The sequence below is a fragment of the Neorhizobium sp. DAR64872/K0K18 genome, assembly GCF_050500175.1.
GTDB classification, from domain to species: Bacteria; Pseudomonadota; Alphaproteobacteria; order Rhizobiales; family Rhizobiaceae; genus Neorhizobium; species Neorhizobium soli.
In genome coordinates, this window is record NZ_CP191446.1 from 2516356 (window position 1) to 2538631 (window position 22276).

General features: G+C 60.5%; 27 protein-coding genes and 1 pseudogene. 19 read left to right on the forward strand and 9 right to left on the reverse strand.

Going from position 1 to position 22276, the window contains the following annotated elements; genetic code table 11:
* From ACQY1P_RS17840 to ACQY1P_RS17875, 8 genes and pseudogenes are all read left to right on the forward strand, one after another.
* Positions 1-1359 (forward strand): multicopper oxidase family protein, encoded by a 1359-nt coding sequence (locus tag ACQY1P_RS17840; protein WP_430254723.1) that lies wholly within the window; start codon positions 1-3, stop codon positions 1357-1359.
* A 31-nt stretch (positions 1360-1390) separates the two neighbouring features.
* Positions 1391-1867 (forward strand): plastocyanin/azurin family copper-binding protein, encoded by a 477-nt coding sequence (locus ACQY1P_RS17845; RefSeq protein ID WP_325262896.1) that lies wholly within the window; start codon positions 1391-1393, stop codon positions 1865-1867.
* A gap of 17 nt (positions 1868-1884) precedes the next feature.
* Complete coding sequence (locus tag ACQY1P_RS17850) at positions 1885-2169, forward strand: copper-binding protein (protein ID WP_430254725.1); 285 nt, start codon at positions 1885-1887, stop codon at positions 2167-2169.
* A 470-nt stretch (positions 2170-2639) separates the two neighbouring features.
* A pseudogene (locus ACQY1P_RS17855) lies at positions 2640-3278 on the forward strand (DNA polymerase thumb domain-containing protein); the annotation flags it as partial.
* A gap of 51 nt (positions 3279-3329) precedes the next feature.
* Positions 3330-4079, forward strand: a complete 750-nt coding sequence (locus tag ACQY1P_RS17860) for a DNA polymerase III subunit epsilon (RefSeq protein WP_430254727.1) — start codon at positions 3330-3332, stop codon at positions 4077-4079.
* A 28-nt stretch (positions 4080-4107) separates the two neighbouring features.
* Positions 4108-4425 carry a hypothetical protein gene (locus ACQY1P_RS17865; RefSeq protein ID WP_092660009.1) on the forward strand — a complete coding sequence of 106 codons (318 nt, stop codon included), beginning with the start codon at positions 4108-4110 and terminating at the stop codon, positions 4423-4425.
* Positions 4426-4495: 70 nt separating this feature from the next.
* Entirely contained in the window at positions 4496-5077 is a 582-nt protein-coding gene (locus tag ACQY1P_RS17870; RefSeq protein WP_430254729.1) for a 2'-5' RNA ligase family protein, read from the forward strand.
* Between the two features lie 6 nt (positions 5078-5083).
* Positions 5084-5326: a hypothetical protein gene (locus ACQY1P_RS17875; protein WP_192086110.1), complete on the forward strand. Its 243-nt coding sequence runs from the start codon at positions 5084-5086 to the stop codon at positions 5324-5326.
* 63 nt (positions 5327-5389) lie between these two features.
* Here the strand turns inward: ACQY1P_RS17875 and ACQY1P_RS17880 are convergent, their stop codons facing one another.
* A complete protein-coding gene (locus ACQY1P_RS17880; RefSeq protein WP_062455064.1) occupies positions 5390-5872 on the reverse strand; it encodes a pyridoxamine 5'-phosphate oxidase family protein in 483 nt (160 codons plus the stop codon).
* Between the two features lie 217 nt (positions 5873-6089).
* On the opposite strand from ACQY1P_RS17880, the gene ACQY1P_RS17885 reads away from it, so the two are divergent.
* Together ACQY1P_RS17885 and ACQY1P_RS17890 are read left to right on the forward strand one after the other, a co-directional pair.
* Positions 6090-6308 carry a hypothetical protein gene (locus ACQY1P_RS17885; RefSeq protein WP_062455061.1) on the forward strand — a complete coding sequence of 73 codons (219 nt, stop codon included), beginning with the start codon at positions 6090-6092 and terminating at the stop codon, positions 6306-6308.
* 82 nt (positions 6309-6390) lie between these two features.
* Positions 6391-7107: an SDR family oxidoreductase gene (locus tag ACQY1P_RS17890; protein WP_430254731.1), complete on the forward strand. Its 717-nt coding sequence runs from the start codon at positions 6391-6393 to the stop codon at positions 7105-7107.
* A gap of 10 nt (positions 7108-7117) precedes the next feature.
* On the opposite strand, the gene ACQY1P_RS17895 is transcribed toward ACQY1P_RS17890, so the two are convergent.
* The gene (locus tag ACQY1P_RS17895; protein ID WP_325262910.1) at positions 7118-7957 is read right to left on the reverse strand and encodes a helix-turn-helix transcriptional regulator; all 840 of its coding nucleotides are present in this window, start codon (positions 7955-7957) and stop codon (positions 7118-7120) included.
* A 98-nt stretch (positions 7958-8055) separates the two neighbouring features.
* Between ACQY1P_RS17895 and ACQY1P_RS17900 the strand changes: the two genes are divergently transcribed.
* Positions 8056-8940, forward strand: coding sequence for an SDR family oxidoreductase (locus ACQY1P_RS17900; RefSeq protein ID WP_325262911.1), 885 nt, complete (start codon positions 8056-8058; stop codon positions 8938-8940).
* Between the two features lie 29 nt (positions 8941-8969).
* Here the strand turns inward: ACQY1P_RS17900 and ACQY1P_RS17905 are convergent, their stop codons facing one another.
* The 3 genes from ACQY1P_RS17905 to ACQY1P_RS17915 form a co-directional block, all read right to left on the reverse strand.
* Positions 8970-10226 carry an arsenic transporter gene (locus tag ACQY1P_RS17905; RefSeq protein WP_325262912.1) on the reverse strand — a complete coding sequence of 419 codons (1257 nt, stop codon included), beginning with the start codon at positions 10224-10226 and terminating at the stop codon, positions 8970-8972.
* Positions 10227-10246: 20 nt separating this feature from the next.
* Complete coding sequence (locus ACQY1P_RS17910) at positions 10247-11506, reverse strand: MFS transporter (RefSeq protein WP_430254734.1); 1260 nt, start codon at positions 11504-11506, stop codon at positions 10247-10249.
* A 157-nt stretch (positions 11507-11663) separates the two neighbouring features.
* Complete coding sequence (locus tag ACQY1P_RS17915) at positions 11664-12242, reverse strand: hypothetical protein (RefSeq protein ID WP_430251169.1); 579 nt, start codon at positions 12240-12242, stop codon at positions 11664-11666.
* Positions 12243-12378: 136 nt separating this feature from the next.
* On the opposite strand from ACQY1P_RS17915, the gene ACQY1P_RS17920 reads away from it, so the two are divergent.
* Both ACQY1P_RS17920 and ACQY1P_RS17925 read left to right on the forward strand, forming a co-directional pair.
* Positions 12379-13041 carry a response regulator transcription factor gene (locus tag ACQY1P_RS17920; RefSeq protein WP_062455050.1) on the forward strand — a complete coding sequence of 221 codons (663 nt, stop codon included), beginning with the start codon at positions 12379-12381 and terminating at the stop codon, positions 13039-13041.
* A complete protein-coding gene (locus tag ACQY1P_RS17925) occupies positions 13038-14420 on the forward strand; it encodes a sensor histidine kinase (protein ID WP_430254736.1) in 1383 nt (460 codons plus the stop codon). The genes ACQY1P_RS17920 and ACQY1P_RS17925 overlap by 4 nt, the downstream gene beginning before the upstream one ends.
* A 120-nt stretch (positions 14421-14540) precedes the next feature.
* Here the strand turns inward: ACQY1P_RS17925 and ACQY1P_RS17930 are convergent, their stop codons facing one another.
* From ACQY1P_RS17930 to ACQY1P_RS17940, 3 genes are all read right to left on the reverse strand, one after another.
* Positions 14541-15068 (reverse strand): DUF4142 domain-containing protein, encoded by a 528-nt coding sequence (locus ACQY1P_RS17930; protein ID WP_430254738.1) that lies wholly within the window; start codon positions 15066-15068, stop codon positions 14541-14543.
* A gap of 11 nt (positions 15069-15079) precedes the next feature.
* Positions 15080-16132, reverse strand: coding sequence for an alpha/beta hydrolase (locus ACQY1P_RS17935; protein ID WP_197978013.1), 1053 nt, complete (start codon positions 16130-16132; stop codon positions 15080-15082).
* Positions 16133-16394: 262 nt separating this feature from the next.
* Positions 16395-16826, reverse strand: coding sequence for an organic hydroperoxide resistance protein (locus tag ACQY1P_RS17940; protein WP_062582523.1), 432 nt, complete (start codon positions 16824-16826; stop codon positions 16395-16397).
* A 127-nt stretch (positions 16827-16953) separates the two neighbouring features.
* On the opposite strand from ACQY1P_RS17940, the gene ACQY1P_RS17945 reads away from it, so the two are divergent.
* Entirely contained in the window at positions 16954-17415 is a 462-nt protein-coding gene (locus ACQY1P_RS17945) for a MarR family winged helix-turn-helix transcriptional regulator (protein ID WP_082472002.1), read from the forward strand.
* A 113-nt stretch (positions 17416-17528) separates the two neighbouring features.
* The gene (locus ACQY1P_RS17950) at positions 17529-18338 is read left to right on the forward strand and encodes a formate/nitrite transporter family protein (protein ID WP_430254740.1); all 810 of its coding nucleotides are present in this window, start codon (positions 17529-17531) and stop codon (positions 18336-18338) included.
* Positions 18339-18345: 7 nt separating this feature from the next.
* Here ACQY1P_RS17950 and ACQY1P_RS17955 read toward each other — a convergent pair whose 3' ends face one another.
* The gene (locus ACQY1P_RS17955; RefSeq protein WP_062582519.1) at positions 18346-19386 is read right to left on the reverse strand and encodes a phosphatidylglycerol lysyltransferase domain-containing protein; all 1041 of its coding nucleotides are present in this window, start codon (positions 19384-19386) and stop codon (positions 18346-18348) included.
* Between the two features lie 142 nt (positions 19387-19528).
* On the opposite strand from ACQY1P_RS17955, the gene ACQY1P_RS17960 reads away from it, so the two are divergent.
* From ACQY1P_RS17960 to ACQY1P_RS17975, 4 genes are all read left to right on the forward strand, one after another.
* Complete coding sequence (locus ACQY1P_RS17960) at positions 19529-20689, forward strand: flavin-containing monooxygenase (protein WP_430254742.1); 1161 nt, start codon at positions 19529-19531, stop codon at positions 20687-20689.
* A gap of 117 nt (positions 20690-20806) precedes the next feature.
* Complete coding sequence (locus ACQY1P_RS17965) at positions 20807-20989, forward strand: hypothetical protein (protein ID WP_062582515.1); 183 nt, start codon at positions 20807-20809, stop codon at positions 20987-20989.
* 14 nt (positions 20990-21003) lie between these two features.
* Complete coding sequence (locus tag ACQY1P_RS17970) at positions 21004-21528, forward strand: GXWXG domain-containing protein (RefSeq protein WP_430254744.1); 525 nt, start codon at positions 21004-21006, stop codon at positions 21526-21528.
* 111 nt (positions 21529-21639) lie between these two features.
* Positions 21640-22041: a DUF2177 family protein gene (locus ACQY1P_RS17975; protein ID WP_092659988.1), complete on the forward strand. Its 402-nt coding sequence runs from the start codon at positions 21640-21642 to the stop codon at positions 22039-22041.
* Positions 22042-22276: the final 235 nt, after the last annotated feature.

The following is a 22276-nucleotide window of genomic DNA, read 5'->3' on the forward strand; positions in this document are numbered from 1 at the left end:
ATGTTTAGCAGACGACAGTTACTCGGAGCGGGCGCAGCCAGTGCCGCCCTCGTCTCCTCCCAAACATGGAGTCAAACCTCAAACATGGGCCTGCCGGAAGCGGCAGTCATGGAGTCCCCTACAACACAGAAGCCTGTGAAGCCTTCAGTTGGTCCTGATTACAATCCGGTCGTTACATTGAATGGCTGGACCGCACCTTTCCGGATGAACAACGGCGTCAAGGAATTTCACCTTGTTGCTGAGCCGGTTGAACGCGAGATGGCAGAAGGAATGACTGCCTATCTTTGGGGTTATAACGGCCAGTCTCCGGGGCCCACCATCGAGGCGGTTGAAGGTGACCGCGTACGCATCTTCGTCACCAATAAACTTCCGGAGCATACGACCATCCACTGGCACGGCATGATCCTGCCATCTGGTATGGACGGCGTTGGCGGGCTGTCGCAGCCGCATATCCCTGTCGGAAAGACCTTCGTCTATGAGTTCGACCTCGTGAAGTCTGGTACCTTCATGTACCACCCGCATTCGGACGAGATGGTGCAGATGGCGATGGGCATGATGGGCTTCTTCGTGGTCCACCCAAAGGACCCGACGTTCATGCCCGTGGACCGGGACTTCGTCTTTCTCCTCAGTGGGTATGACATCGACCCTGGCACTTATGTCCCGCGCGTCATGGAAATGACAGACTTCAACCTGTGGACATGGAACAGCCGCGTGTTTCCAGGAATCGATCCGCTGGTGGTTTCCAAGGATGACAGGGTGCGTGTCCGCGTCGGCAACCTGACGATGACGAACCATCCGATCCACATGCACGGCTACGACTTTGAGGTCACCTGCACCGATGGGGGATGGGTGCGGCCAGAGGCTCGGTGGCCCGAGGTCAGCATCGACATCCCGGTCGGCGCAATGCGTGCCTACGAGTTCGATGCGAAGTATGTCGGCGACTGGGCCATTCACTGCCACAAGTCCCACCATACGATGAACGCCATGGGCCACGAAATTCCTACTTTTATCGGCGTCGACAAGAAGGAAGTGGCCAAGAAGATTCGACAGTTCCGTCCCGAGTACATGCCCATGGGTACCGCCGGTATGGCGGATATGGGTGAAATGTCGATGGAAATCCCGGAGAACACCGTTCCAATGATGACAGGCTGGGGTCCGCACGGCCCCATCGAAATGGGCGGCATGTTCTCCGTTGTGAAGGTCCGCGAGGGTATCTCGGCGGGCGATTACAGCGACCCCGGTTGGTATGAAAACCCTCCGGGCACGCAGGCCTGGGAGTGGACGGGAAGTCTTCCCGACGCGCCCAAGGCCAAAGACTCCAAAACTAAGCTGTCTCCGAAACATTCGGACCACGGCTGATTCCACCTCAGTAGAAAGAAGGACTACAACAATGAAGACAGCTATTTTCGGCCTACTTCTGGCCTCCCTCGCGACTCCGGTTCTCGCTTCCGGTAGCCACGCTGGCGGCCACGGCGAAGCCATGGTCGTTGGCGAAGCTGGTGACAAATCCAAGGTCACCCAGACGATCCGCGTCAGCATGAAGGAGACGCCCGACGGGAAGATGATCTTCAGCCCTAACAACTTCAAAGTCCGGAAAGGCCAGACCGTCCGCTTCACTATCAAAAACGAAGGCGAACTAGATCACGAATTCGTCCTCGACCAGGAAGACAAGGTCATGGAGCACAAAGCCGTGATGGAGAAGTTTCCTGAGATGGAACACGATGATCCAAACGCAATCCGCCTCAAGGCGGGCAAGTCTGGAGAGATCGTCTGGAAATTCACGAACGACGGCGTCTTTAAGATCGCCTGCCTCGTTCCCGGTCACTACGACGCCGGGATGCATGGCGACGTCGCTGTCGCAAAATAAAAGAAAAGGAACCCAATATGAAAACCTTTACCAAAATCGCGCTTGCCGTAGCACTCGCGGTCGCTTCTGCGTCCGGTGCGTTCGCACAGGAGTTTACGAACGGCACCGTCAAGAAGCTCGATGCGAAGACCAAAAAGGTCACGCTTATCCATGAGGAGCTGAAAGGGCTAGAAATGCCTGCAATGACAATGGTCTTTGAAGTGAAGGACGACGCACTGCTCGCAAAGCTGAAAGAAGGTGCGAAGGTCCAATTTGTGGCCGAGCGGGTGAACGGAAAGCTCACTGTAACACAGGTGAAATAAGATTTCGGGCCGCGCCCCACTGCGCGGCCCGAAATTACCACCACGCGATTGCAACAATTGCAAAATCGCCGCTTCCCTGGGATGTTCCCGCGATCAACTGGTGAACACCTTAGGGACATTTGACACTTTTGAGGGCGAGCCACCTATTCCACTTTGACAATCCGTTGGGCGACGCCGCGAGATCGTGTTCAAAGTCTCTGGCGTTCAGAGCAGAAATTGCTGCTGCACGTTACCGCTTCCGAGCGTTGAATTTGTCCAATACGCGCCAAGCAATTCATTCGGCCGGTCCGCTCCGAGTTTCGGTTCGCTCCACGGACCGGCCGAATTACCGTCGTGCCTGACGTCGGCGAGCCTCCAACCTCGCGCCCGAGAAAACGAAATATTATTTACAGCTATTGACATCAAAGCTGATATTTGATTAGTGTTCACAGAGACTTAAGGGATGTAATTTACAGCGATTTTGTGCTGAAAAATTCCTCGCCAAGATGGCAAGCGACCTCAACAAGCCGAACGGCCAGGCCGTGATCACGCCAAAGAACGGTCCGGGCTTCGTGGAATCGCTGCCTGTCAAGAAATTCCACGGCGTCGGGCCGGCGACTGCCGAGCGGATGAAAAAATACGGCATCGAGACCGGTGCCGACCTCAAGTCGAAGTCGCTGCAGTTTCTCGCCGAAAGTTTTGGCAAATCCGGACCCTATTTCTACGGCATCGCACGCGGCATCGACGAGCGCCAGGTGCGTCCCGACCGCATCCGCAAATCCGTCGGCGCCGAAGATACGTTCGTCGAGGATATAGACGCCCTCGACCTCGCCACGGCCGAACTGAAGCCGCTCGCCGAAAAGGTCTGGCGCCACTGCGAAGCGCATCGCATTTCGGGAAAGACGGTCACCGTGAAGATCAAATATTCCGACTTCACCCAGGCGACCCGCAGCCGCACGGCGTCCCTCCCCTATGCAAGCGTCGCGGAAGTGCTGGCGGCGGCATCCGGGCTCCTGGCTACCGTCTACCCTTTCCGGCGTTCGGTGAGGCTGCTGGGCGTATCCCTCTCTTCGTTGGTCGGCGCCGGGCCGGATGACGTGGAACAACCGCAGCTCGGTCTCGATTTATAATCGACAAGCACACAAAGAGCGCGGCCAATAAGCGTCGACAAGGACTTCGACATGAGCAATCCCACCATCCGCGTCATCGACCTCGAGACCGGCGGCAACGGACCGAACGACGTCTGCGAGATCGGCTGGCAGGATGTCACCCTAGGGGCAGACGGAAGATGGCAGATTAACGAGGACCGCGGTGCGCTTCTGGCCAATCCCGGCCGTCCGATGTCGCCCGACACGATCGCGATCCATCATATCCTCGACAGCCATGTCGCCGACGCGCCGTTCTGGAAGGATATCGCACCGACTGTCCTGCGTCCCCCGCACCGGATCGAAGCGCTTGCCGCCCATCGCGCCGCCTTCGAACAGCGATACTGTACACCGCGGCTAACGGGCGGCCTGCCCTGGATCTGCACCTGGAAATGCAGCCTGCGGGTCTGGCCCGAACTGCCGCGGTTCTCCAACCAGATGCTGCGCTACCTGCGCATGCCCGAAGGTCTGGTCCACGAGATCGGCCTGCCGGCGCATCGCGCCATGCCTGATGCCTATGTCACGGCGCACCACCTGCGCGACCTCCTCAACGAGGCATCACTCGAAGAACTCCTGGCCTGGAGCAGCGAGCCGGGTCTGCTGCCGCGCGTGCCGTCAGGCGCGGATCGCGGCAAGACCTGGGACCGAATCAGCGAAGATGCGCTTCGGGACCTCGCGGAAGACCGGGATATTGATATCCGCTTCACCGCCCGCGCCGAATTGACGCGCCGCGGTGAACAACCACAGCCGCCCGTCGTTGACCCTCCGCAGGGAACGCTCCTGTAATCGGTATGGCGAAAACCGGGGTTGGACGATGAGCGAGACGTATCCGGATACACCCGACGGCAAATACTTCGTCGTCCGCGGCAGGCTCTGGCGTCGAAGCAACCCGGCACTGGACGCCGAGACGCGTCAGGAGCTGGTCTCGGACCTGATGTCGGCACGCCGGGCCGTCCGCGATGCGAAAGGCAAACCCGACGCGATGGCCGAAGCGCGCCGGCGGGTCGACGATGCCAAGGTTCAGCTTGGCGAACGCGGCCCTGTCTGGTGGGATGACGGCGAGCCGGATCTCAACCGGCATATGGCCAAGAACACGCCCTATGCCGACTGGTTCGCGCAACTGAAGGATTGATATTGAGGGCCCGCATCCCAGATCTCGGCTTCGAAGACCCGTTCGCAACCTGGCCCGAAGGTTCATCGCCGTGAAGACGCTTCAACCGCTGATCCTGACAGCCCGTATCGCGCAAGCGGACAAAGCACCTTTCGATCTGTTGCGGAAAACCCATTTCCCGCCCGACCGGAATTTTCTCGATGCGCATCTGACGATGTTTCATCGGTTGCCGGGCGAATATACCGACGGGATCGTCGAGCATCTCAGACAGGTCACTGAGGCAGGGTCATCGATCAAAGCCGAGGTCAGCGGCGTCCGCCATCTCGGTGCGGGCGTCGCCTTCACGATCGACAGTGCCGCGCTTCAGGATGTGCGAGCCCGGTTGAAGGAGGCCTTCCTTCCATGGCTCGGCCCGCAGGACATGCAGAAATGGCAACCGCATATCACGATCCAGAACAAGGTATCGAAGGACCGGGCCGACCGGCTGTATCAAGAGCTTCGTGCGGAGTTTCAGCCATACACAATCGAGATTACAGGTGTTGATCTGTGGAAATACCTCGATGGACCCTGGCAGCATGAATCCTCCGCGATATTTGCGGAAGATCGAGACGCCGTTGTTTCCGGTCGCGATCAAAGAGAGCGTGCCCGCGTCCAAAGCCATATCAAGGAATGAAAACTGATGCCCGGAGCGTTCAAATCTATCTTCGTCCTCGCCTTCGATCTCGATGAGAGAGGGCAGACAGTTCCGGCGTTCGCGGTAAGGGAAGCACAAGACGAGACGGCTGCGATCGATGAGGCCCGCAAACTCGGCGATCGACATGCCGGCGTGGTGGTCTGGAAGCGCGAGGCATCGCCAGCTATTGGTGAGGAAGGCGAACCGGTGATTATCTTTCAAACCGGAACGATCGGCGATTTCAACTGAGACGCCGGCCCGTCTATGCGGGCCGCAGAAGAATGGCGGACGGTTGCCCGTCCGCCATGAAGGTTACATCTGAACCTTGGCATTGTCGCCCATGTCGGGCTTCGAACTGGAAACGGCGGCTGCTGCCATCTTGATGTAGCTGATGACGGTGCCAGGGCTATCCCAGTATTCCGCTGCTGACGGCGTGATCTTCAGGACGCGGATCGAAGGATCCTCGGGGCTGTCCCACCAGGCCTTTGCCGGTGTCGCCCAGAGGTCGCGGATCTTTTCGCGGTCGTTCTGGACTTCTGCGGTCGCCGAAATCGACACGTATTTCTGGCCCTTGGAATCGGCAAACGCCAGGCAAACGTTCGGGTAGCGCGCGATTTCCTCGTCCTTGTGGCTTGCCACATCCGTCAGAAAGTAGAACGCATTCTCAAGACGCTCGGCATAGGCCGCCATCGGCCGTGCCCGCAGATCCGTACCCGACTGGGTCGTGAGCATGCAAAATCCGATCTTCTCCGCAAGGTCCCAGACCTTCTCGTGTTCGTCTTCGATGTGAGCCATGCGATTTCTCCTTTTGATGACGCGGGTCAACTGGCGAGCTTGGCTTCTGTTCCAGACCCGCCGATATCTTGCACCGGAAACGTGCAGCGGCAGGAACAGGATGACCGGGGCGCCGTTAATCTAACTCAAGGTCCGATCTTACGAGCGCTTGCGACAGCGCTTGAGCGGGGTCGAGGCGACTTGGCACACGATTGACGCAACGGGAAGGAACCGGTTCATGACCGATCAGGAAACCTCGACCAAGAAACTCGCGATGAAGTATCTCGAACTCGGCGGCACACGCCGCGCGAAGCTCGATGACAACATCGCCGACGTCCGCAAGTGGGATGACGAACCGGCCGAGGCAGACGAGTTCTGGAAGACGCAGATCGAACCGCTCGAAGCCGCGCGCCTGCGAGAAGTCGAAACCCATCTGCCGACCATCAACTCCGACTGACGACGCCTACCCAATACCGTGGAGTTCGGGCATAGTGCGATGAAGAAGCGACCTACACGCGCGTATCTCGGATATGTCAGACATGGCAGGCACTGAAACCAGTCTTCTCGCATCGCTGCCGAACGGGTTCCGTGCGGCAGTGATCGGGGCAAGCGGCGGTATCGGTTCCGCGATCTGCGAGTGTCTGCAAAACGAGCCGCATCTCGGCGAACTGATCGCCTTTTCCCGCAGCCGCGACGGTCTGGACTTCGCCGACGAGACGAGCGTGGCTGACGCTGCAGGCTCGATCTCGGCAAAGCCGATCCACCTCCTCATCTGCGCCACTGGCATCCTCACGACCGATGGCCGCGGGCCGGAAAAGTCCCTGCGGCAACTCGATCCCGATACGATGATGGCCCAGTTCCGCACCAATGCCGTCGGCCCGGCGCTTGTGGCAAAACACTTCCTCCCCCTTTTCGATCGCGAAACCCGCTCGATCGCGGCATTCCTGTCGGCCCGCGTCGGATCGATCGGCGACAACAGTCTCGGCGGCTGGGTGTCCTACAGATCAGCCAAGGCGGCGCTTAACCAGATCGTCCGCACCGTTGCAATCGAATATGGCCGCACCCATCCGGCAGCGGTCATCACCGCCATTCATCCGGGGACGGTTCGCACGGGTCTATCAGACCCCTATTCACGCGGTCACAACACGGTCAGCCCGGAACAGGCGGCAGCGTCGATCCTCTCAACGCTGGACAGCCTCGCCCCGGATAATTCCGGCTCCTTCGTCGCGTATGACGGAAGCGGTATTCCCTGGTAAGATCAAGCGTTCAGGATTTCGTGGCCGCCGAACGCTCCGCGACGCGCTGCCGGATTCTCGCGGCCATCGCCGGATCGACCGGGTTGTAGACCATCATCCCGAGATCCGGACGACCGTCGACGGAGAATGCGGAATATTCCAGCTCGACCGTGCCGAGATCCGGATGTTCGATCCGCTTCAGGCCATCGCTTTGAAGCCTCACGTCGTTTTCACCCCAGAATGCCGCAAATTCCGGACTGGACTTCGAGAGCTCGTCGACGAGATCCGAAACCTCCGACATCGCACCGGCCCGTGCGGCATCGGCGCGAAAGGCGCCGACGACAAACCGGGCGAGCCCTTCCCAGTCATGTTGCTTGGCGCGGAGCGACGGGCTCGAGAAAATCTGTCGCAGGAGGTTTCGCTGGCCTTCGGGCAGTTTCCCGTAGTCGGTCAGAACCACGGCCGCCGCCGCATTCCACGCCACCACGTCCCATGTCGCGGTCTTGACGAAAGCGGGGCTCGCATCGAGCGTATCCAGCAAACGCTGGAGCCTGGGCGTGATTCCCTCCGTGGACTTGTAGCGAACCTCCGGCGGCCGTCCGAGACCGAGCATGAAAAGGTGTTCGCGTTCCGGCTCCGTCAGCATCAACCCAGAAGCGATCCGGTTCAGAACGTCCGCCGAGGGCGCGCCGCCGCGGCCCTGCTCCAGCCACGTGTACCAAGTCGGGCTGATATTGGCGCGTTGAGCAACCTCCTCCCTGCGCAGCCCAGGCGTCCGTCGTCGTCCCGAAAACCCGAAGGCAGCAGGGTCGAGCCTCGTGCGGCGATCTTTCAGAAACGCTGCCAATGAATTCGGCGTGATGTCCGGCATCGATACCCTGTTAGCAATTATACCCTGATACGGTCACTACTTTAACGGAATAACAAGAGCGCAGATAGTCCCGGTGTGAAAGCAACTGGAGAATGACAATGCGTGTGTTTCTCACCGGAGCCACGGGCTTCATCGGCTCGGCACTGGTTCCTGAACTTCTCGACGCGGGCCACGAAGTCATCGGCATGACCCGCTCGCAGGCAGGCGCCGAAAAGCTGATCGCATCAGGGGTCGAGCCACATCTGGCGACGCTCGAAGACCTCGAAAGCATCGAACGCGGCGCCCGGAATGCGGATGCCGTCATCCATACGGCGTTCGACCACAACTTCGAACGGTTCGCCGAGAATTGCGAAAAGGACCGGCGGGTCATCGAAGCGCTGGGATCAGCCCTTACCGGCTCCGACCGCCCGCTGCTGATCACCTCGAGCATCGCGATGGGCGCGCGCGGCAAAGGCGAGCTCGCTGTCGAAGACGTCTTCGATACGGATCACCCAAACCCGCGCATTGCTTCTGAGCGCGCTGGAAACCGGCTTCTGGACGGAGGGATCAACGTCTCCGTGCTCCGTCTGCCGCAGGTCCACAACACGTTCAAGCAGGGCCTCATCTCGCCGCTCCTCGACATTGCCAGAGCAAAAGGCGTTTCAGCTTACGTGGGGGACGGAACGAACCGCTGGTCGGCCGGTCACCTTGGCGATGTTGCGCGCCTCTACCGCCTTGCCATCGAGAAAGCGGAACCAGGTGCGCGCTATCACGCGGTCGGAGAAGAAGGCGTGGAGATGCGCCTCATCGCCGAAGCGCTGGGTCGCGGCTTGAATGCCCCTGTTGTTTCCCTCTCAGCCGACGAGGCTTCGGAGCATTTTGGCGCGATGGCACGGTTCGTCGGTCTGGACATGAGGGCGTCGAGCGCAAAGACACAAGCAAAGCTCGACTGGCACCCGACCGGCCCAACGCTGATCTCCGACCTCGATGCGATGGTCTATTGATGGACTAGCCCGCAAAGCGCGCCAGCGCCTCATTGGATGAGAAGGACTGCAAGCGACAGGGCGAGCGCCGGAAGCATGACGACGGCGCCCAGCTTGAGAAAGCTCAGGGCGCCGATGTGCAACCCTTCGCGCTTCAGCGCCGTCAGCCACAGAATGGTCGCGAGCGACCCGGTGACCGAGAGGTTGGGGCCGAGATCGACGCCGATCAGCACCGCGCCGGCGATCTTGTCGGACACATGCGCCAGTTCCACGGCGCTTCCGGCAACGAGGCCGGCCGGCAGATTGTTGACGAGATTGGAGCCGAGCGCCACGACCGTGCCGGCGAACGCTGCCGTCTGGGCGGGATAAAGCGAGGCATTCTGGGTCAGCTGATGCGCCAATGCATCGATCAGGCCCGTCCGGTTCAAGGCTTCGACCACGACGAACAGGCCGGCCACCAACGGCAGCACGCTCCAGGACACGCCCTTCAGCGTTTCGACAGGGTTCTGCCGGGTGATCGCGAGAACAGCCGCCGTCGCGATGCAGCCGGCCACAAAGGTGGGCAACCCGAGATCGAAATGCAATGCCGATGCGCCGAGCAGCAGGACCGCCGTCGCGCACAAGGCAATCCCCGTCAGCCTTGCGCTATGCGACAGCGGCACGCTTTCAACCACGGGGGACACGCTGTCGGCCGCGATGGTCGAGCGCTGCGTCCAATAAAGTGCGATAAACGTAACGACGATCGAGACGATCGAGGGAAGACCGAACGTGGCGAGCCAGCGCGACAGAGGCGGCATCGTTCCGCCGCCGAAGATCACCAGATTGGCCGGGTTGGAGATGGGCAGCACGAAGCTTGCGGCATTGGCGATGAAGGCGCAGATGAGAAGATAGGGCATCGGATCCTTCACCTTTGCCGTGCGGCACGCCGCATAAACGGCAGGCGTCAGCACGACCGCGGTCGCATCATTCGACAGGAACGCGGTGACGACGATGCCGACCCCATAGATCAGGACGAACAATCGCTTCGGCGAGCCTTTCGCATAGGCGGTCGCAATCGATGCCAGCCAGTCGAACAGCCCTTCCCGTCTCGCGAGTTCCGATAAGAGCATCATGCCGATCAGGAACAAGTAGACGTCGAGCCCCTTGGCAACACCGGCCCAGGCATCCCAGGGGGCGATCAGGCCGAACATCAAAAGGAGCGATGCGCCGAGCACGGCCCATATCGCTTCCGGCCAGGCAAACGGCCGGGTAATGACGCCGAGCGCTGTCAAGCCGGCGATGCTCCAGGTCATGGTCAATGCGTTCATGGATGGTCCAACCGAAACGATTATGGTGCGACAGGGATCTGGCGATCGTCTCCTGCCTTGTTCGCACCTTTTTGGGAAGGGGCAATCCTCTTGCGCCCGGTGAGAAAGGCCGCAACCGCCAGCGCTGCAACGCCGCCATGCACCCAGTAGGCGAGCGCATAGCCGCCGACATTCGTCAGCCAGCCGGCCACCACGTTGCTCAGCGACGCGCCGATGCCCTGAACGGTCATGACCGCAGCCAGTCCGACATTGAAACGACCGGTCCCCGCGAGGATCCGTTCTGCCGCAATCGGGGTCGCGATACCGATCAGGCCTGCGCCAACTCCATCGAGGATCTGCACCGGATAGATCACAGCGAAATTGCTGAAGGAGCCTGCGATCGCACCGCGGATCGGCAATGCAAGCAGCGCGATGAGGAAGACCGTCGCCAGCCCGAACCGTCGGATCAGGAAAGGCGCCGCTAAAGCCATGACGATCATCGACAGCTGCGACACGCCTGTCGTCACCGCCGTCGTCTGGAACGGCGTCCCGAGATGGATCGAGAAGTCCTGGGCAATGAGGCGGCTGATCGGCGCGTTGCCGAAGTGGAAGATCATCAGCGTCACGGCAAGCAGGATCAGCCCCTTGCTGCCCACGAGGACGGAATAGCCGGAGGGACCGGGCGCTCCATCGTCATGCGCCAGACCGCGCGCCGCGTTGTGATTGATCCGCTCCGGGTCGATCGCAAGCGCTGCCAGAATGGCGGCGACCGCCGTAACGATCATCAATCCGATGACACCGCTGACGCCGAAGTAGACCGTCGCTAAATAGATGCCGGCGAGCGAGACGACGTTGCCAAGATGGTTCCAGAACTCGTTTCGCGACACCTGACGGGAAAACGCCTTTTCGCCGACAAGGCCAAGCGTCAGCCCCATCAGCGCCGGACCGACGACGGCGCCAACGATGGCGGTTGCCGACTGACCGCCGAACACCGATGCGTTTCCGGGGCTGGCAAGCGTCCACAAGGCTGCCGCCGTCACCAGGATCACCGGGATGATGATGAGCGTGCGTTTACGCTTGGAGGCGTCCACCCATGCGCCGAACAGCGGTGTCGCGATCATTCCGAGTACACCGCCAAGCGTGGCGATGAAGCCGAGCGTCATCGGCGACCACCCGTGGGTAGCGAGAAACCCGTCGAGAAACGGTCCAAGCCCGTCGCGGGCGTCGGCGAGAAAGAAGTTGAGGACGGCAAGTGCCACCAGGGATCGATCAGTCAGGCCTGTCTGTAGGTTGGATCGCATGCCAGCCTCGCTTCATCATGCTACATGCTTGAAAATTGTGGCGTCCAACGCCGGTGGCGGACTCGGGGTTCCAGCGTGCCCGAAAGAAGATCGGGCAACGCTTTCCTGTTACAACCCTGCCGTCAGGGCTCCGCCACCAGGTTTCGCAACCAGAACTTTACCCTTTTGGCGCAGGGGGTGTCGGCATATCACCGCGCGGACCGTCATACGGAGGAACGCCGGCCGGGCCATGAGGCGGAGGGCCACCAGCTGGTCCGTGACGCGGAGGGCCGCCGGCCGGGCCGAGCGCTTCCATGCTGCCGTCCTGGCGAACGATATAGGTCGCGTGCAGGAAGCCGTTGTCGAAGCGACCCTGGACGCTGACGGCTTCGTTGAGATCGACAAGCTTGCCGTCGTCACCCGATGGCCCGGTTTCAACCAGTGCCCGTCCGCTGTCGTCCTGAACGACGAACTTGTTGCCGAATACCTCGGCTACCGTCCCCTTAACCGTCACCAGGCTGTCCTCCTTGACGGCGGAGATGGCGACCGGGTTCATGGGCGCAAGCTCGACGCTCGGCCCGGTCAGCTTCATTGCGCCGGCTCCGGCCGCGGCCCCGATGGCAAGGATCGCCAAGGCCGTGACGCCGAAGGTTGCCATGCGCCCGTTGCCGGTCTTGTGCGGGGGCTTGGGTGCATGCGGCTTGTCGGCCGAACCATCCTTCTGATCGACGGTCGTGTTGTTGTCCGAAATTGACATGGTCTTCTCCTGTTTTGGTATGCCAGGAGAGATTTATCAGCCGACGACCGATAACAGCCTGAACCTTGTGGTTCAGTTTGAGTTAAGCCTTGCCGCCATAGGACAGCGTCTCTCCACCACGGCAAACGGGTTGCACATGCGCGTACTTCTGGTCGAAGACGACACCGATCTTTCCAAACGCATCGCAGCCAGCCTGCGGGCCGAAAGTTTTGTCGTGGACATTGCAAAGAACGGCGAGGATGCCGAGCACGCAGGCCTGACCGAACTCTACGACGTTGCCATTCTCGATCTGGGCCTACCGAAGATCGATGGCGTGTCGGTTCTGAAATCGTGGCGGGCCGCGGGCCGCACCCTCCCCGTCCTGATCCTGACCGCGCGCGACGGATGGCCGGACAAGGTCGAGAGCTTCAAGGCGGGCGCCGACGATTTCCTCACCAAGCCGTTCAAGATCGAGGAACTGGTGCTGCGCATGCGCGCCCTCGTCCGCCGCGCCACGGGCCATGCATCCTCCAAAATCCTCTGCGGTCCCCTGGAGTTCGACGCCCAGCTCGGCACCTTCCAGTTCAATGGCCTGTCGCTGAAGCTGACCGCGCTGGAATGGCGCGTGCTCTCTTGCCTGATCCTGCGCAAGGACGTCATCGTCGATCGGCGCGAGCTGATCGAGCGCGTCTACGAAGGCGATGCCGAGGTCGATTCCAATTCGATCGAGGTGATCGTCGCGCGACTGCGCCGCAAGATCGGCGCGGAACTGATCGAAACGGTTCGCGGCCGCGGCTACATGCTGACGGCAGCGCCATGAGCGGGCTCAACCTATCCGGCCAGGCGTCGATCGCCCGGCGGCTGGCCGGCTTTTCCATCATCTTCGTGACGGCGACGGTGATCGTCGCATCCGTCATTCTCTACCTGATCGTGGCGGGCGTGGTGAGGGAACAGATCGATCAGCGGCTCGACACCCAGATCGAGGGATTGCGAAATGCGCTGACCACCGACAGTGCGGGCGACGTCGTCCTCTCTGCAGACCTCGACGGCCCGCCATTCGATCGTCCGCGCTCCGGTTGGTACTGGCAGGTGTCCGAGGATCGGACCCGCATAACCTCCCGCTCGCTGGCCGAGGAAACCCTGGAAAGCCCGCCTCGCCCTTTCGACTGGCGCCACGCGGCGAGGCCCAAGCCACAACCGGCCGATCGCATCGCCTTCCGCGACGAGACACTGTATCTGCGCACGCTGGAAACGATGGTCGGAGATCGGACGGTCGAGATCATTGCATCGGCGCCGCAATCTTCCCTGAGCGCACCCGCCGGGCGGGCATTGTTGTGGCTGGTTCCTGCGATGCTTCTTCTGGGTGGCGTTCTCGTCGGCGGCATCCTGCTGCAGGTCCGCTACGGGCTTCGACCGCTGAGACAACTGACGTCAGACATCGCATCCATTTCCGCAGGCGCGCTGCCGCGGTTGCCGGATCAGGACGTCGAGGAGTTGCAGCCCGCATCCCGCGAGATCAACCGCCTCGTGGACAAGAATGCCGAGAGGCTCGCCGAAACGCGCCTGCATTTCGCAAACCTCGCGCACGGCCTGAAGACTCCAGTCGCAAGCCTGCAATTAGCCTTGAACGGCGCTAACGATCCCACCAACGAGATGCGCGATCTGGTCGACAGGATCGACCAGCGCATCCGCCACCATCTCGCCCGTGCCCGCAAGACTGCCTCCAGCGGCACCGTTTCGGCAACGCAGGTGAACCCCCGCATAGACGATCTTGTGCTCGTCATGTCGCGCATCCACGCTGACCGGGGCATCTCGGTGCAATGCACGATCGAGCCGCAAATTTCGGTTGCCTGTGCGGCCGAGGATTTCGACGAGATCGTCGGCAATCTCCTAGACAACGCGTTCAAATGGGCCGGCAGCCTTGTCGCGATCGATGCCCGCACGGACGGACGCTCGATCGTCATCACGCTCGAAGACGATGGCCCCGGCATCTCCGACGATACGATCGAGAAGGCATTTCTGCCGGGTGTGCGGATGGATGAGACGGTCGCTGGAGATGGGTTCGGCCTGACGATCGCCAACGAACTCGCACAGCTCTATGGCGGAAAGATTGCGCTTCGCAATCAAGACGATAAGGGACTGCGCCAAACCATCACATTGCCGAAAACGGCCGCAGGATCGTCACCCGTTCCAGCCTGAATCGCCTCTCCCCCGACCCCTGGAACAACAATGGCCGCCCCGTTTCCGGAGCGGCCATTGTTTTAAACGTCTCGACATTTACCCGGCCTGCTGAGACGCAGGCTCCAGATGCTGCCCGCCTCAGTGAGCCGCGACGAGCTTCGTCACGTGCATCTTGTGCGTTTCAAGCTTCGGCAGAGTCTTGGCCGCGAACTCCTTGACCGCCGCATCGTCACCGCCCTTGGCATAGGTCGCAAACAAGCTGACCGCTTCCATATGCGCTGTTGCCTGCATGTCGATATAGAGCGGCTCGAAGTCCTGGTCAGATGCACCCTTCAGCATTTCAAGCATGGCCGCGTGCTTTGGCGACATAACCGGTGCCTCGTCTCCGAGCTTGGCCGCCTTTTTGAGTTCTTCGCCCGCCATCGTATGATCCTTGATCATCTCTGACGCGAACTTCTTCACGTCGGCATCCTTGGCCTTTTGTTCGGCAAGCTTGCTCGACTCGATCTCGAAGGCGTTGGAGCTGGTGACGGCTTTGACAAAGGAAGCCTTGTCGACGTTGAACGCGGCAGCGGCTTTGTCGGCGCTGGCGGGCTGTGCCGCAAAGCTTGCCGAGGACATCAGAAGCGAGAGCGATACGAGCGAGGCTGAAATCATCTTGTTCATAGGGGCTCTCCTTACTTGGCTTTGTCGAAGGCTGCGGTGAGATCGGCGACAGCGAGATCCAGTGCCTGCTTGGCTTCCGGAACCACCTTGCCCATGCCGAAGAACTCGTGTGTCACGCCGTTATAGGTCTTGGTATTTACCGCAACGCCGGCGTCCTTGAGCTTGGACGCATAGGTCTCACCGTCGGAGCGCAGCGGATCGATCTGGGCGAGGATCACGGTTGCCGGAGCAACGCCTGCAAGGTCGGAGCGACCGTTGAGGTTGATGCGCGGGTCCTTGGTCTCATCCATGGACGTGACCGTGTTCTTCACGAACCATTCCATATCGGCCTTGCCGAGCGGCTTGGCATTGGCGTTTTCCTTGTAGGACGCCGTTTCCATGTCGTTGCCGGCGACCGGGTAGACGAGAAGCTGGTGAACCGGCTGCTTCGCCTTCATCTCCTTGGCCATCAGGGCGACGTTGGCCGCCAGGTTGCCGCCCGCGCTTTCGCCCGCAACCGCGATCTTGTCGGAGTTGCCGTTCATGTCGTGAATGTTCTCGACAACCCACTTATACGCCGTCCAGGCATCGTTATGAGCAGCCGGGAACTTGTGCTCCGGCGCATGACGGTACTCGACGGAGACGACGATGGCTTTGGCGCCGAGCGAGAGGGCACGCGGTGCGCCGTCATAGACGTTGAGGTCGGCAACCACCCAGCCACCGCCGTGATAGTAGACGACGACGGGGAACGGACCCTTGCCGGCCGGCATGTAGACGCGCGCGGCGATACCGCCTTCAGCCGTCGGAATGGTGATGTCCTTGGTGGTCACCTGGGCTTCGGGATTGGACGACAGGCGCTTTTCCCACTGGACAGCCTTCGCAGCATCGGCAGGGCTTGCCTGTGTGCGGGCTTCCGGAACGCTCAAGCTCGAAAACGGCTTGGCGTCTAGCGCACCAAGCTTGTCGAGCACCGCCTGCATATCTGTGGTGGGTTTTGCCATCTCCTGCGCAAACGACGGGGCGGCAAGCGGGGCGGCCATTACCAGTGCGAGAGGAAGTGCTTTCGCAAACATTGAGGACTTCATGTTGGGTCTCCGGTTTAGATGGCTAGCTAACCGGGACGATGGCCTTATGTTCCAGATAATGCTGTTTTTTCAGATACTAATTTACAGATGCTGATTTTCGGCGGACACCGCTTGCGGGATGCGGCGACGGCGAGTTGCGGCCAAAACCGACAGGCGACCGTTGCCGGCCGCCTGCGATAGTTGTCAGATAGATTTACTGGTGGGCGGCGTTATTCCAGAGCCGTCCATCACATTTTCCCAATCGAACGACTTCCGTTTTCGATCAGGTGCGGATCGTAAAATCGACGTCGACGCTTGCCTTGATCGCGTTGGAATACGGGCAGATGTCGTGGGTGACCTCGACGAGCTTCTGTGCGTCGGCTTCCGACATACCCGGCAGATAAACATCCAGGGCAGCGGTGATGCCAAAGCCACCTTCCGAGCGCGGGCCGATGCCGACGGTTGCATCAACGGTCGAACCATCCGGAACCTTGGTCTTCAGCTGCGTAGCGCCGACGCGCAGGGCGCCGAGGAAGCAGGCCGAATATCCAAGTGCAAACAGCTTCTCCGGATTGGCGCCATCACCACCGGGGCCACCGAGTTCCTTCGGCACGACCAGCTGCAGTTCCAGCGTCCCGTCGGAAAGCGCCGTCTTGCCGTCACGGCCACCGCCGGATGCAGTTGCGCTGGTCTTGTACTTCGCGTCGACAGACATAGTCTTCTCCTGGGTTGGGGCGGATCAATTTTCTTAATTCGCAACTCAATTGCACGCCATTGATATCGCTCTCGGCAGTGCATGTCAATTGCTTGCAATTACCTTGCGCACAATATAGATTGCGCTAATGACAGATATCCCTGAAAAACCGGCATCGGTTGAACTCGACCAAATGCTGTGCTTCGCCGTCTATAGAGCCGAACAGGCCTTCAACCGGGTCTACCGGACTGCGCTGGCGCCGACGGGGCTGACCTATCCGCAGTTTCTCACGATGAAGCTTCTGTGGAGCGAGGGCAGCCTTTCCGTGGGCGAGATCTCGCTAAGGCTCGGCGTCGATTCCGGCACGACCACGCCATTGATCAAGCGGCTTTCGCTGATGGGTCTCGTGACAAAGATGCGCAGGGACGACGACGAGCGCCGCGTCGATATCTACCTGACGGAAAAAGGCCGCGCCCTGCAGGAGAAGTCGGACGCCGTGACGAAGTGCATCGTTGATGCCGTCGGCATGGATCAGCCTCAAGTCAACGCGACCTTGGCGACCATAAACGCTCTCAGCGCGAAACTGAGTGGAACCACGTCCGACCTCTAAGGACGCAGGCGCACGACACCCTCCTTAAAACAGGCTCACGGGATCGTGCCCTTCCCGGATCCGTCAACTGTCTCATCTACGTCCTCGCCGGACACGATCGACAGGAGGATGTCATGTCGGACACCAATTCACTGCCACCACCGCCCGACCTTTGCGAGACGGTCTTTTCTGCCTGCGAGGACAAAGCCGGCCTTCCCCTCAGTAAGATGATCATTCTCGGCATGCTTGCCGGCATTTACATCGGCTTCGGTGGACTGTTTGCGACGGTGGCACTGGCTGGCGCCGACAGCCTTCCCTTCGGCGTCGCGCAGATCCTCGCCGGCACGGTGTTTTCGCTTGGCCTCGCACTGGTGATGATCGCCGGCGCGGAATTGTTTACCGGCAACACACTGATGATCGGTCCGGTGGTTGCCGGACGGATCCCCGCTGGACGGGCGGCGGGGGCGTTGACGACTGTCTATCTGGCCAATTTCGCCGGTTCGATTGCGCTCGCTGTCGTCGCGGTTTTCGCCGGCTTGCATGAGGCCGGCGACGGAGCGGTCGGTCGCGCGGCAGTCGAGCTTGCTGAAACGAAGACTGCCAAGGGGTTCGCAACGACGCTTGCAAGCGGCATCCTTGCCAACACGCTTGTCTGTCTCGGTGTCTGGCTCGCCTATGCGGGCCACACGGTCACGCAGAAGATTTTCGGTCTGCTTCTGCCGGTCGCAGCATTTGTCGCGGCAGGCTTCGAGCACTCCATCGCCAACATGTATCTGCTGACCTATGCCACTCTCGTCCAGGGCATGCTTGAACCCTCGACGGCGCTGTTGGGCACCAGCGACATCTTCGGCAACTTGCTGCCGGCAACGATCGGGAATGTGATCGGCGGAGCCTTCGTGGCCCTCGCCTATTCTGCGGCTTACGGAAAGCCGGCTAAGAAGTGACCTCGGCTCAGAGGGTCTTGAGCAGTCTCAAAAGAGCAAGCATCTCCAGCGGGCTGCGACGCTTGAAGGCGATGTAGGTCGGCTCTTCGGCGCCATGGAACCGGCGCTTGAATGCCGCCTGTCCCTGCAGGTTGAAGATCCTCTTGTTGATGGCAGGCGACTTGTAGGCATATTCGAACCTGCCGCGCCAGAACGCGCTTTCCGCAAACCCGCTTGTCGTGATCGCCGCAAGGGGCGAAAGCCCAAGCGTCACCAGCGACCTGCCCTCTTCCCTGAAGCGGTCCGTCGCGAACTTCGTCAGACCGATCTCGGCATGCGGGGTCGTCCCTGTCTTCTTCCGCTTGAACGTGGACGTGTATCCCGTCACCTGCCCCGCATCGAAAATTGGATCGAAATCGAGCACGGCGATGGTTTCGCCTTGCGGATCGAGGATCAGGAACCGGCGCATATGCGCCGACAGCTCGGCTTTGAACGGCCTGTTCAGGAAACACATTTCCCGCCGACGGACGATGCGGCCAGCGCGCCATTCTTCGGAAACGGCCTTGATCTGGTCGGGCCTGGCCAGACTGCCGTCACACTCGACAATCCGGTAACCGTTCTTCAGCAGCCACCGCTCCGAATAGCGGACCGTCTCGTTCTTCTTTCCGGCAAACGAATGCTCGTTGAGCACGAGACGGGTATCGACGCCCATCTGATTGATCCGGTAGCCGAGCCGAGACAGTGTCTCTGCCGTCTGCCGGCCGATCTGCACGAAACAGGGACGTTCGGCCGCTGCGACGAAATCAGACACGTACCGGGCACGATCGGCCTTGTCGGCGACAGGATCGCCCAAGGCAAACATGTGCCCCATCTTCGTCGCGTAGGCGATATATCCCTTGTCGTCGCCGAAGTGGCTGAGGTTCTTCTGAACCGCCGTCGAATACGCCAGCGAGAAGTCGCCGTGTTGCCGGCAAAGCTCCATCCTGCGTTCATCTGACAACTGAGCGGACGCGAGATGCGGAAGGCCACGGTCAAGAACCGAGTCGATATACCCGCGGAGGCCTGCCATACGATTTTCCTCAAAGTCGATGTCCGTACTTTTGGCATGCGCGTCTTACGGTACATAGAGATATTCTAAACTGGGAGGGCATCTCCCCGCTGTTTCAGGATTGGGTGTTGCAGCAGCGCATGTTTTTCAGCATTGTCTGGCCATGAATCTGCCCGCTGAGCCTCTCCAAATCGAAGATGTCGTGGTCATTGGTGCCGGGCTTTCTGGAATGACCGCCGCCTGTGAGCTGGGAAGGCGCGGCATCCGCGCCCGAATCATTGCCCGTGAAGAGCAGGTCGGATCGACCTGGCGCAAGCGCCATCCGCAGCTCTCTCTCAACACACATCGCGACATTTCCCACATGCCGGGGCTGCAATACCCGAGCGGAACCTCGGCTTTTCCCAAACGGGACGTTGTTGCCGCTCATCTGGCACAGTTTGCCCGTGACAACGCCCTTGATATTGAACACGGCGTTTCGGTTGAGGCGTTGAGCAGACGCGACGGCGTCTTCCATCTTGCAACATCCGCCGGTCCGGTTTTGTGCCGCAACGTCGTGGTCGCCACAGGACGCGATGGCGATCCGTGGCAGCCTCTGTTCAAGGGTGCGGAAAACTTCGGCGGACAAAGCATACACGCTTGCGACTTCGGGGATGCGAAGCAGTACCGGGGAAAGCGGGTGCTGATCGTCGGCGCCGGCAATTCGGGGTTCGACATTGCCAATCACCTGGCGAAGGTCGGTCTGGCCGACTGCTGGTTTTCCGTTCGCACCGGTTCATCGGTTCTTCCCAAGCGTTTGTTCGGCGTGGCCGTCCATAAATTCTCGCCATGGCTGGCACGTCTTCCCACGCCTTTGGTCGATATCGCGATCTCGCTGACGGAACGCATGGCCTTCGGGGATCTGACCAAGCTCGGGTTTCCCAGATCATCGCACAAGGCCGCAACGCGGCTTGCCCGCGATCATGTGGCGATCCCGGTGGATGACGGCGCTATCAAGGCCGTACGTGAAGGCCGCATCAAGGTTGTCGGCGAAGTTGTCGAATTCACGCAAGCCGGCACCGTTCTGCACAAGAACGGCGTGGTGACAGCCCCGGATGTGATCATCTACGCGACCGGTTACGGCGCGCAGCATCAATCGCTTCTTGGCGAACTGGCCATCGAGAACAGTCACGTCCCATCCCCGAGCGGCCCTGATATTCCAGGCCTCTGGTTCATCGGCATGACGCCGGGCCTTATCAGCTATTTTCACAATGCCAGAGAAGAAGCCGTAGAGATGGCCGCCGCGATTCGATCGCGCCTGGACACGGACGCGCGCTCAGGCCGTTGACACAGAGTTTTGCCAACCGGTGATGCGGCGGACAACGGCCCCCGTGGAACATTTTGCCGTGCCCACCCATTCCTGACTGAGCCTCTACAGTCTTGTAGCAGCCGAATGGGAGATATCATGGACGATAACAAGAACGCTCAGGAAGCCGTCGAAGAAACTGGCAAGAAAGCGCCGGCGACATCGGATAGCCCCGCCGCCGGTCCGCACGCCAAGCCTGAACTGATGGATGAGAGCAAGACGCCTGGCACAGGCTCGTTGCCGGATACGGATGACGAGAGCGTTTCGCCGGGCGGCGGCTGAGGACCGCGAAAATAATGACAAAAAGCCCAGCGCAGGCATTGCAGGATGAAAGCGCCGAGTGGTTCGCGTCCCTTGAGCCGGTCAGGCCACAGGACATGGTCGGCCTGTGGAGAGGCCGCGGCCACCCGTCCGGCCATCCGCTCGATGGCGTCCTTGAAAACCTGCGCTGGTTCGGAAAGCGCTTCCATCCGGACGGGCGGGCTGATGCGCTGCTGTTTGAGAGCGCACCGGGCAGGCTGGTTGCAGTCGACCCGAAAGTGTTTCCCATCCGGTGGGCAATCCGGCTTGCAAGGTTCGGCCGCACCTCGAGCGCGGTGAACCTCTTTTCCCACATACGCCCGCGCGTGCGCGCAAAATCCACCACCGCATCCCTGGAAAACAGGATGGATCGCGACGTGTTGACTGCTGCGATGGTCTACGACCAGCAACCGATTACCGACATTTTCCGGCGGATCTCCGATACAGAGATCGCGGGCAAGATGATCATCGAAGGCGACCCACGCCGGTATTATTTCCGTCTCGAGAAAGTCGTCGATTGACCGCTGCGCAAACGGTCCTCGCCGCCTGCGATCACAACCACATTGGTCGGGCGGAACAAGGTGAACAACACAGGGTTATCTCTGCACTTCAACCCTGATGTGGAACGCCTCATGAAATCTCTCGCCATTGCCTATGTGGCCACTCTTGTTTCCTTTCTCGCAATCGACGCTGTGTGGCTCGGCCTTGTTGCCGGCAAGATGTACCGGGAAAAACTCGGCGACCTCATGCTTCCCTCTCCCAATCTCGGGATCGCTGCGATCTTCTACCTCTTCTTCGCGGTTGCGATCGTCATCCTGGCGGTAAAGCCGGGTCTCGATGGAGGTTCCTTGTGGGTTGCGATCGGATGTGGCGCATTGCTCGGTCTGGCCGCCTACGGCACCTATGACATCACCAATCTCTCGACGCTGAAAAACTGGCCGGCCTCGCTTGTCGTCATCGACATGATCTGGGGAACAGTCCTGACGGGCATCGCCAGCGCCTGCGGTTACATCGCCGCCCGCTCCATGAGCTGAGCTTGATCCGCTCAGTCCGCCCCCGTACGAAGCAGCTCCGTCGTTGCTACCTGCTTCCCAGCCATTGGAAGCAGGGGAAAGTTATGATTTATGGGCGGCCGTAGAACACTCTTCTAGCACCTGGAACAAACGACCGGTAACCGCGTTCCTGTGCGCGCGCTGATGAAGGACGGTAAGGAATTGACGCTGGAAACCAATCCAGAGTGTCGAAATCTATTCGACGTATATGACTGGG

Coding starts and splice junctions, on each gene's coding strand:
- ACQY1P_RS17930 (WP_430254738.1), bottom strand. CDS start 15,068: ATGAACAAGATGATTTCAGCCTCGCTCGTATCGCTCTCGCTTCTGATG.
- ACQY1P_RS17935 (WP_197978013.1), bottom strand. CDS start 16,132: ATGAAGTCCTCAATGTTTGCGAAAGCACTTCCTCTCGCACTGGTAATG.
- ACQY1P_RS17965 (WP_062582515.1), top strand. CDS start 20,807: ATGGACGATAACAAGAACGCTCAGGAAGCCGTCGAAGAAACTGGCAAG.
- ACQY1P_RS17945 (WP_082472002.1), top strand. CDS start 16,954: ATGACAGATATCCCTGAAAAACCGGCATCGGTTGAACTCGACCAAATG.
- ACQY1P_RS17950 (WP_430254740.1), top strand. CDS start 17,529: ATGTCGGACACCAATTCACTGCCACCACCGCCCGACCTTTGCGAGACG.
- ACQY1P_RS17895 (WP_325262910.1), bottom strand. CDS start 7,957: ATGCCGGACATCACGCCGAATTCATTGGCAGCGTTTCTGAAAGATCGC.
- ACQY1P_RS17890 (WP_430254731.1), top strand. CDS start 6,391: ATGGCAGGCACTGAAACCAGTCTTCTCGCATCGCTGCCGAACGGGTTC.
- ACQY1P_RS17915 (WP_430251169.1), bottom strand. CDS start 12,242: ATGTCAATTTCGGACAACAACACGACCGTCGATCAGAAGGATGGTTCG.
- ACQY1P_RS17865 (WP_092660009.1), top strand. CDS start 4,108: ATGAGCGAGACGTATCCGGATACACCCGACGGCAAATACTTCGTCGTC.
- ACQY1P_RS17925 (WP_430254736.1), top strand. CDS start 13,038: ATGAGCGGGCTCAACCTATCCGGCCAGGCGTCGATCGCCCGGCGGCTG.
- ACQY1P_RS17970 (WP_430254744.1), top strand. CDS start 21,004: ATGACAAAAAGCCCAGCGCAGGCATTGCAGGATGAAAGCGCCGAGTGG.
- ACQY1P_RS17850 (WP_430254725.1), top strand. CDS start 1,885: ATGAAAACCTTTACCAAAATCGCGCTTGCCGTAGCACTCGCGGTCGCT.
- ACQY1P_RS17840 (WP_430254723.1), top strand. CDS start 1: ATGTTTAGCAGACGACAGTTACTCGGAGCGGGCGCAGCCAGTGCCGCC.
- ACQY1P_RS17885 (WP_062455061.1), top strand. CDS start 6,090: ATGACCGATCAGGAAACCTCGACCAAGAAACTCGCGATGAAGTATCTC.
- ACQY1P_RS17960 (WP_430254742.1), top strand. CDS start 19,529: ATGAATCTGCCCGCTGAGCCTCTCCAAATCGAAGATGTCGTGGTCATT.
- ACQY1P_RS17955 (WP_062582519.1), bottom strand. CDS start 19,386: ATGGCAGGCCTCCGCGGGTATATCGACTCGGTTCTTGACCGTGGCCTT.
- ACQY1P_RS17880 (WP_062455064.1), bottom strand. CDS start 5,872: ATGGCTCACATCGAAGACGAACACGAGAAGGTCTGGGACCTTGCGGAG.
- ACQY1P_RS17875 (WP_192086110.1), top strand. CDS start 5,084: ATGCCCGGAGCGTTCAAATCTATCTTCGTCCTCGCCTTCGATCTCGAT.
- ACQY1P_RS17975 (WP_092659988.1), top strand. CDS start 21,640: ATGAAATCTCTCGCCATTGCCTATGTGGCCACTCTTGTTTCCTTTCTC.
- ACQY1P_RS17905 (WP_325262912.1), bottom strand. CDS start 10,226: ATGAACGCATTGACCATGACCTGGAGCATCGCCGGCTTGACAGCGCTC.
- ACQY1P_RS17920 (WP_062455050.1), top strand. CDS start 12,379: ATGCGCGTACTTCTGGTCGAAGACGACACCGATCTTTCCAAACGCATC.
- ACQY1P_RS17845 (WP_325262896.1), top strand. CDS start 1,391: ATGAAGACAGCTATTTTCGGCCTACTTCTGGCCTCCCTCGCGACTCCG.
- ACQY1P_RS17940 (WP_062582523.1), bottom strand. CDS start 16,826: ATGTCTGTCGACGCGAAGTACAAGACCAGCGCAACTGCATCCGGCGGT.
- ACQY1P_RS17900 (WP_325262911.1), top strand. CDS start 8,056: ATGCGTGTGTTTCTCACCGGAGCCACGGGCTTCATCGGCTCGGCACTG.
- ACQY1P_RS17860 (WP_430254727.1), top strand. CDS start 3,330: ATGAGCAATCCCACCATCCGCGTCATCGACCTCGAGACCGGCGGCAAC.
- ACQY1P_RS17910 (WP_430254734.1), bottom strand. CDS start 11,506: ATGCGATCCAACCTACAGACAGGCCTGACTGATCGATCCCTGGTGGCA.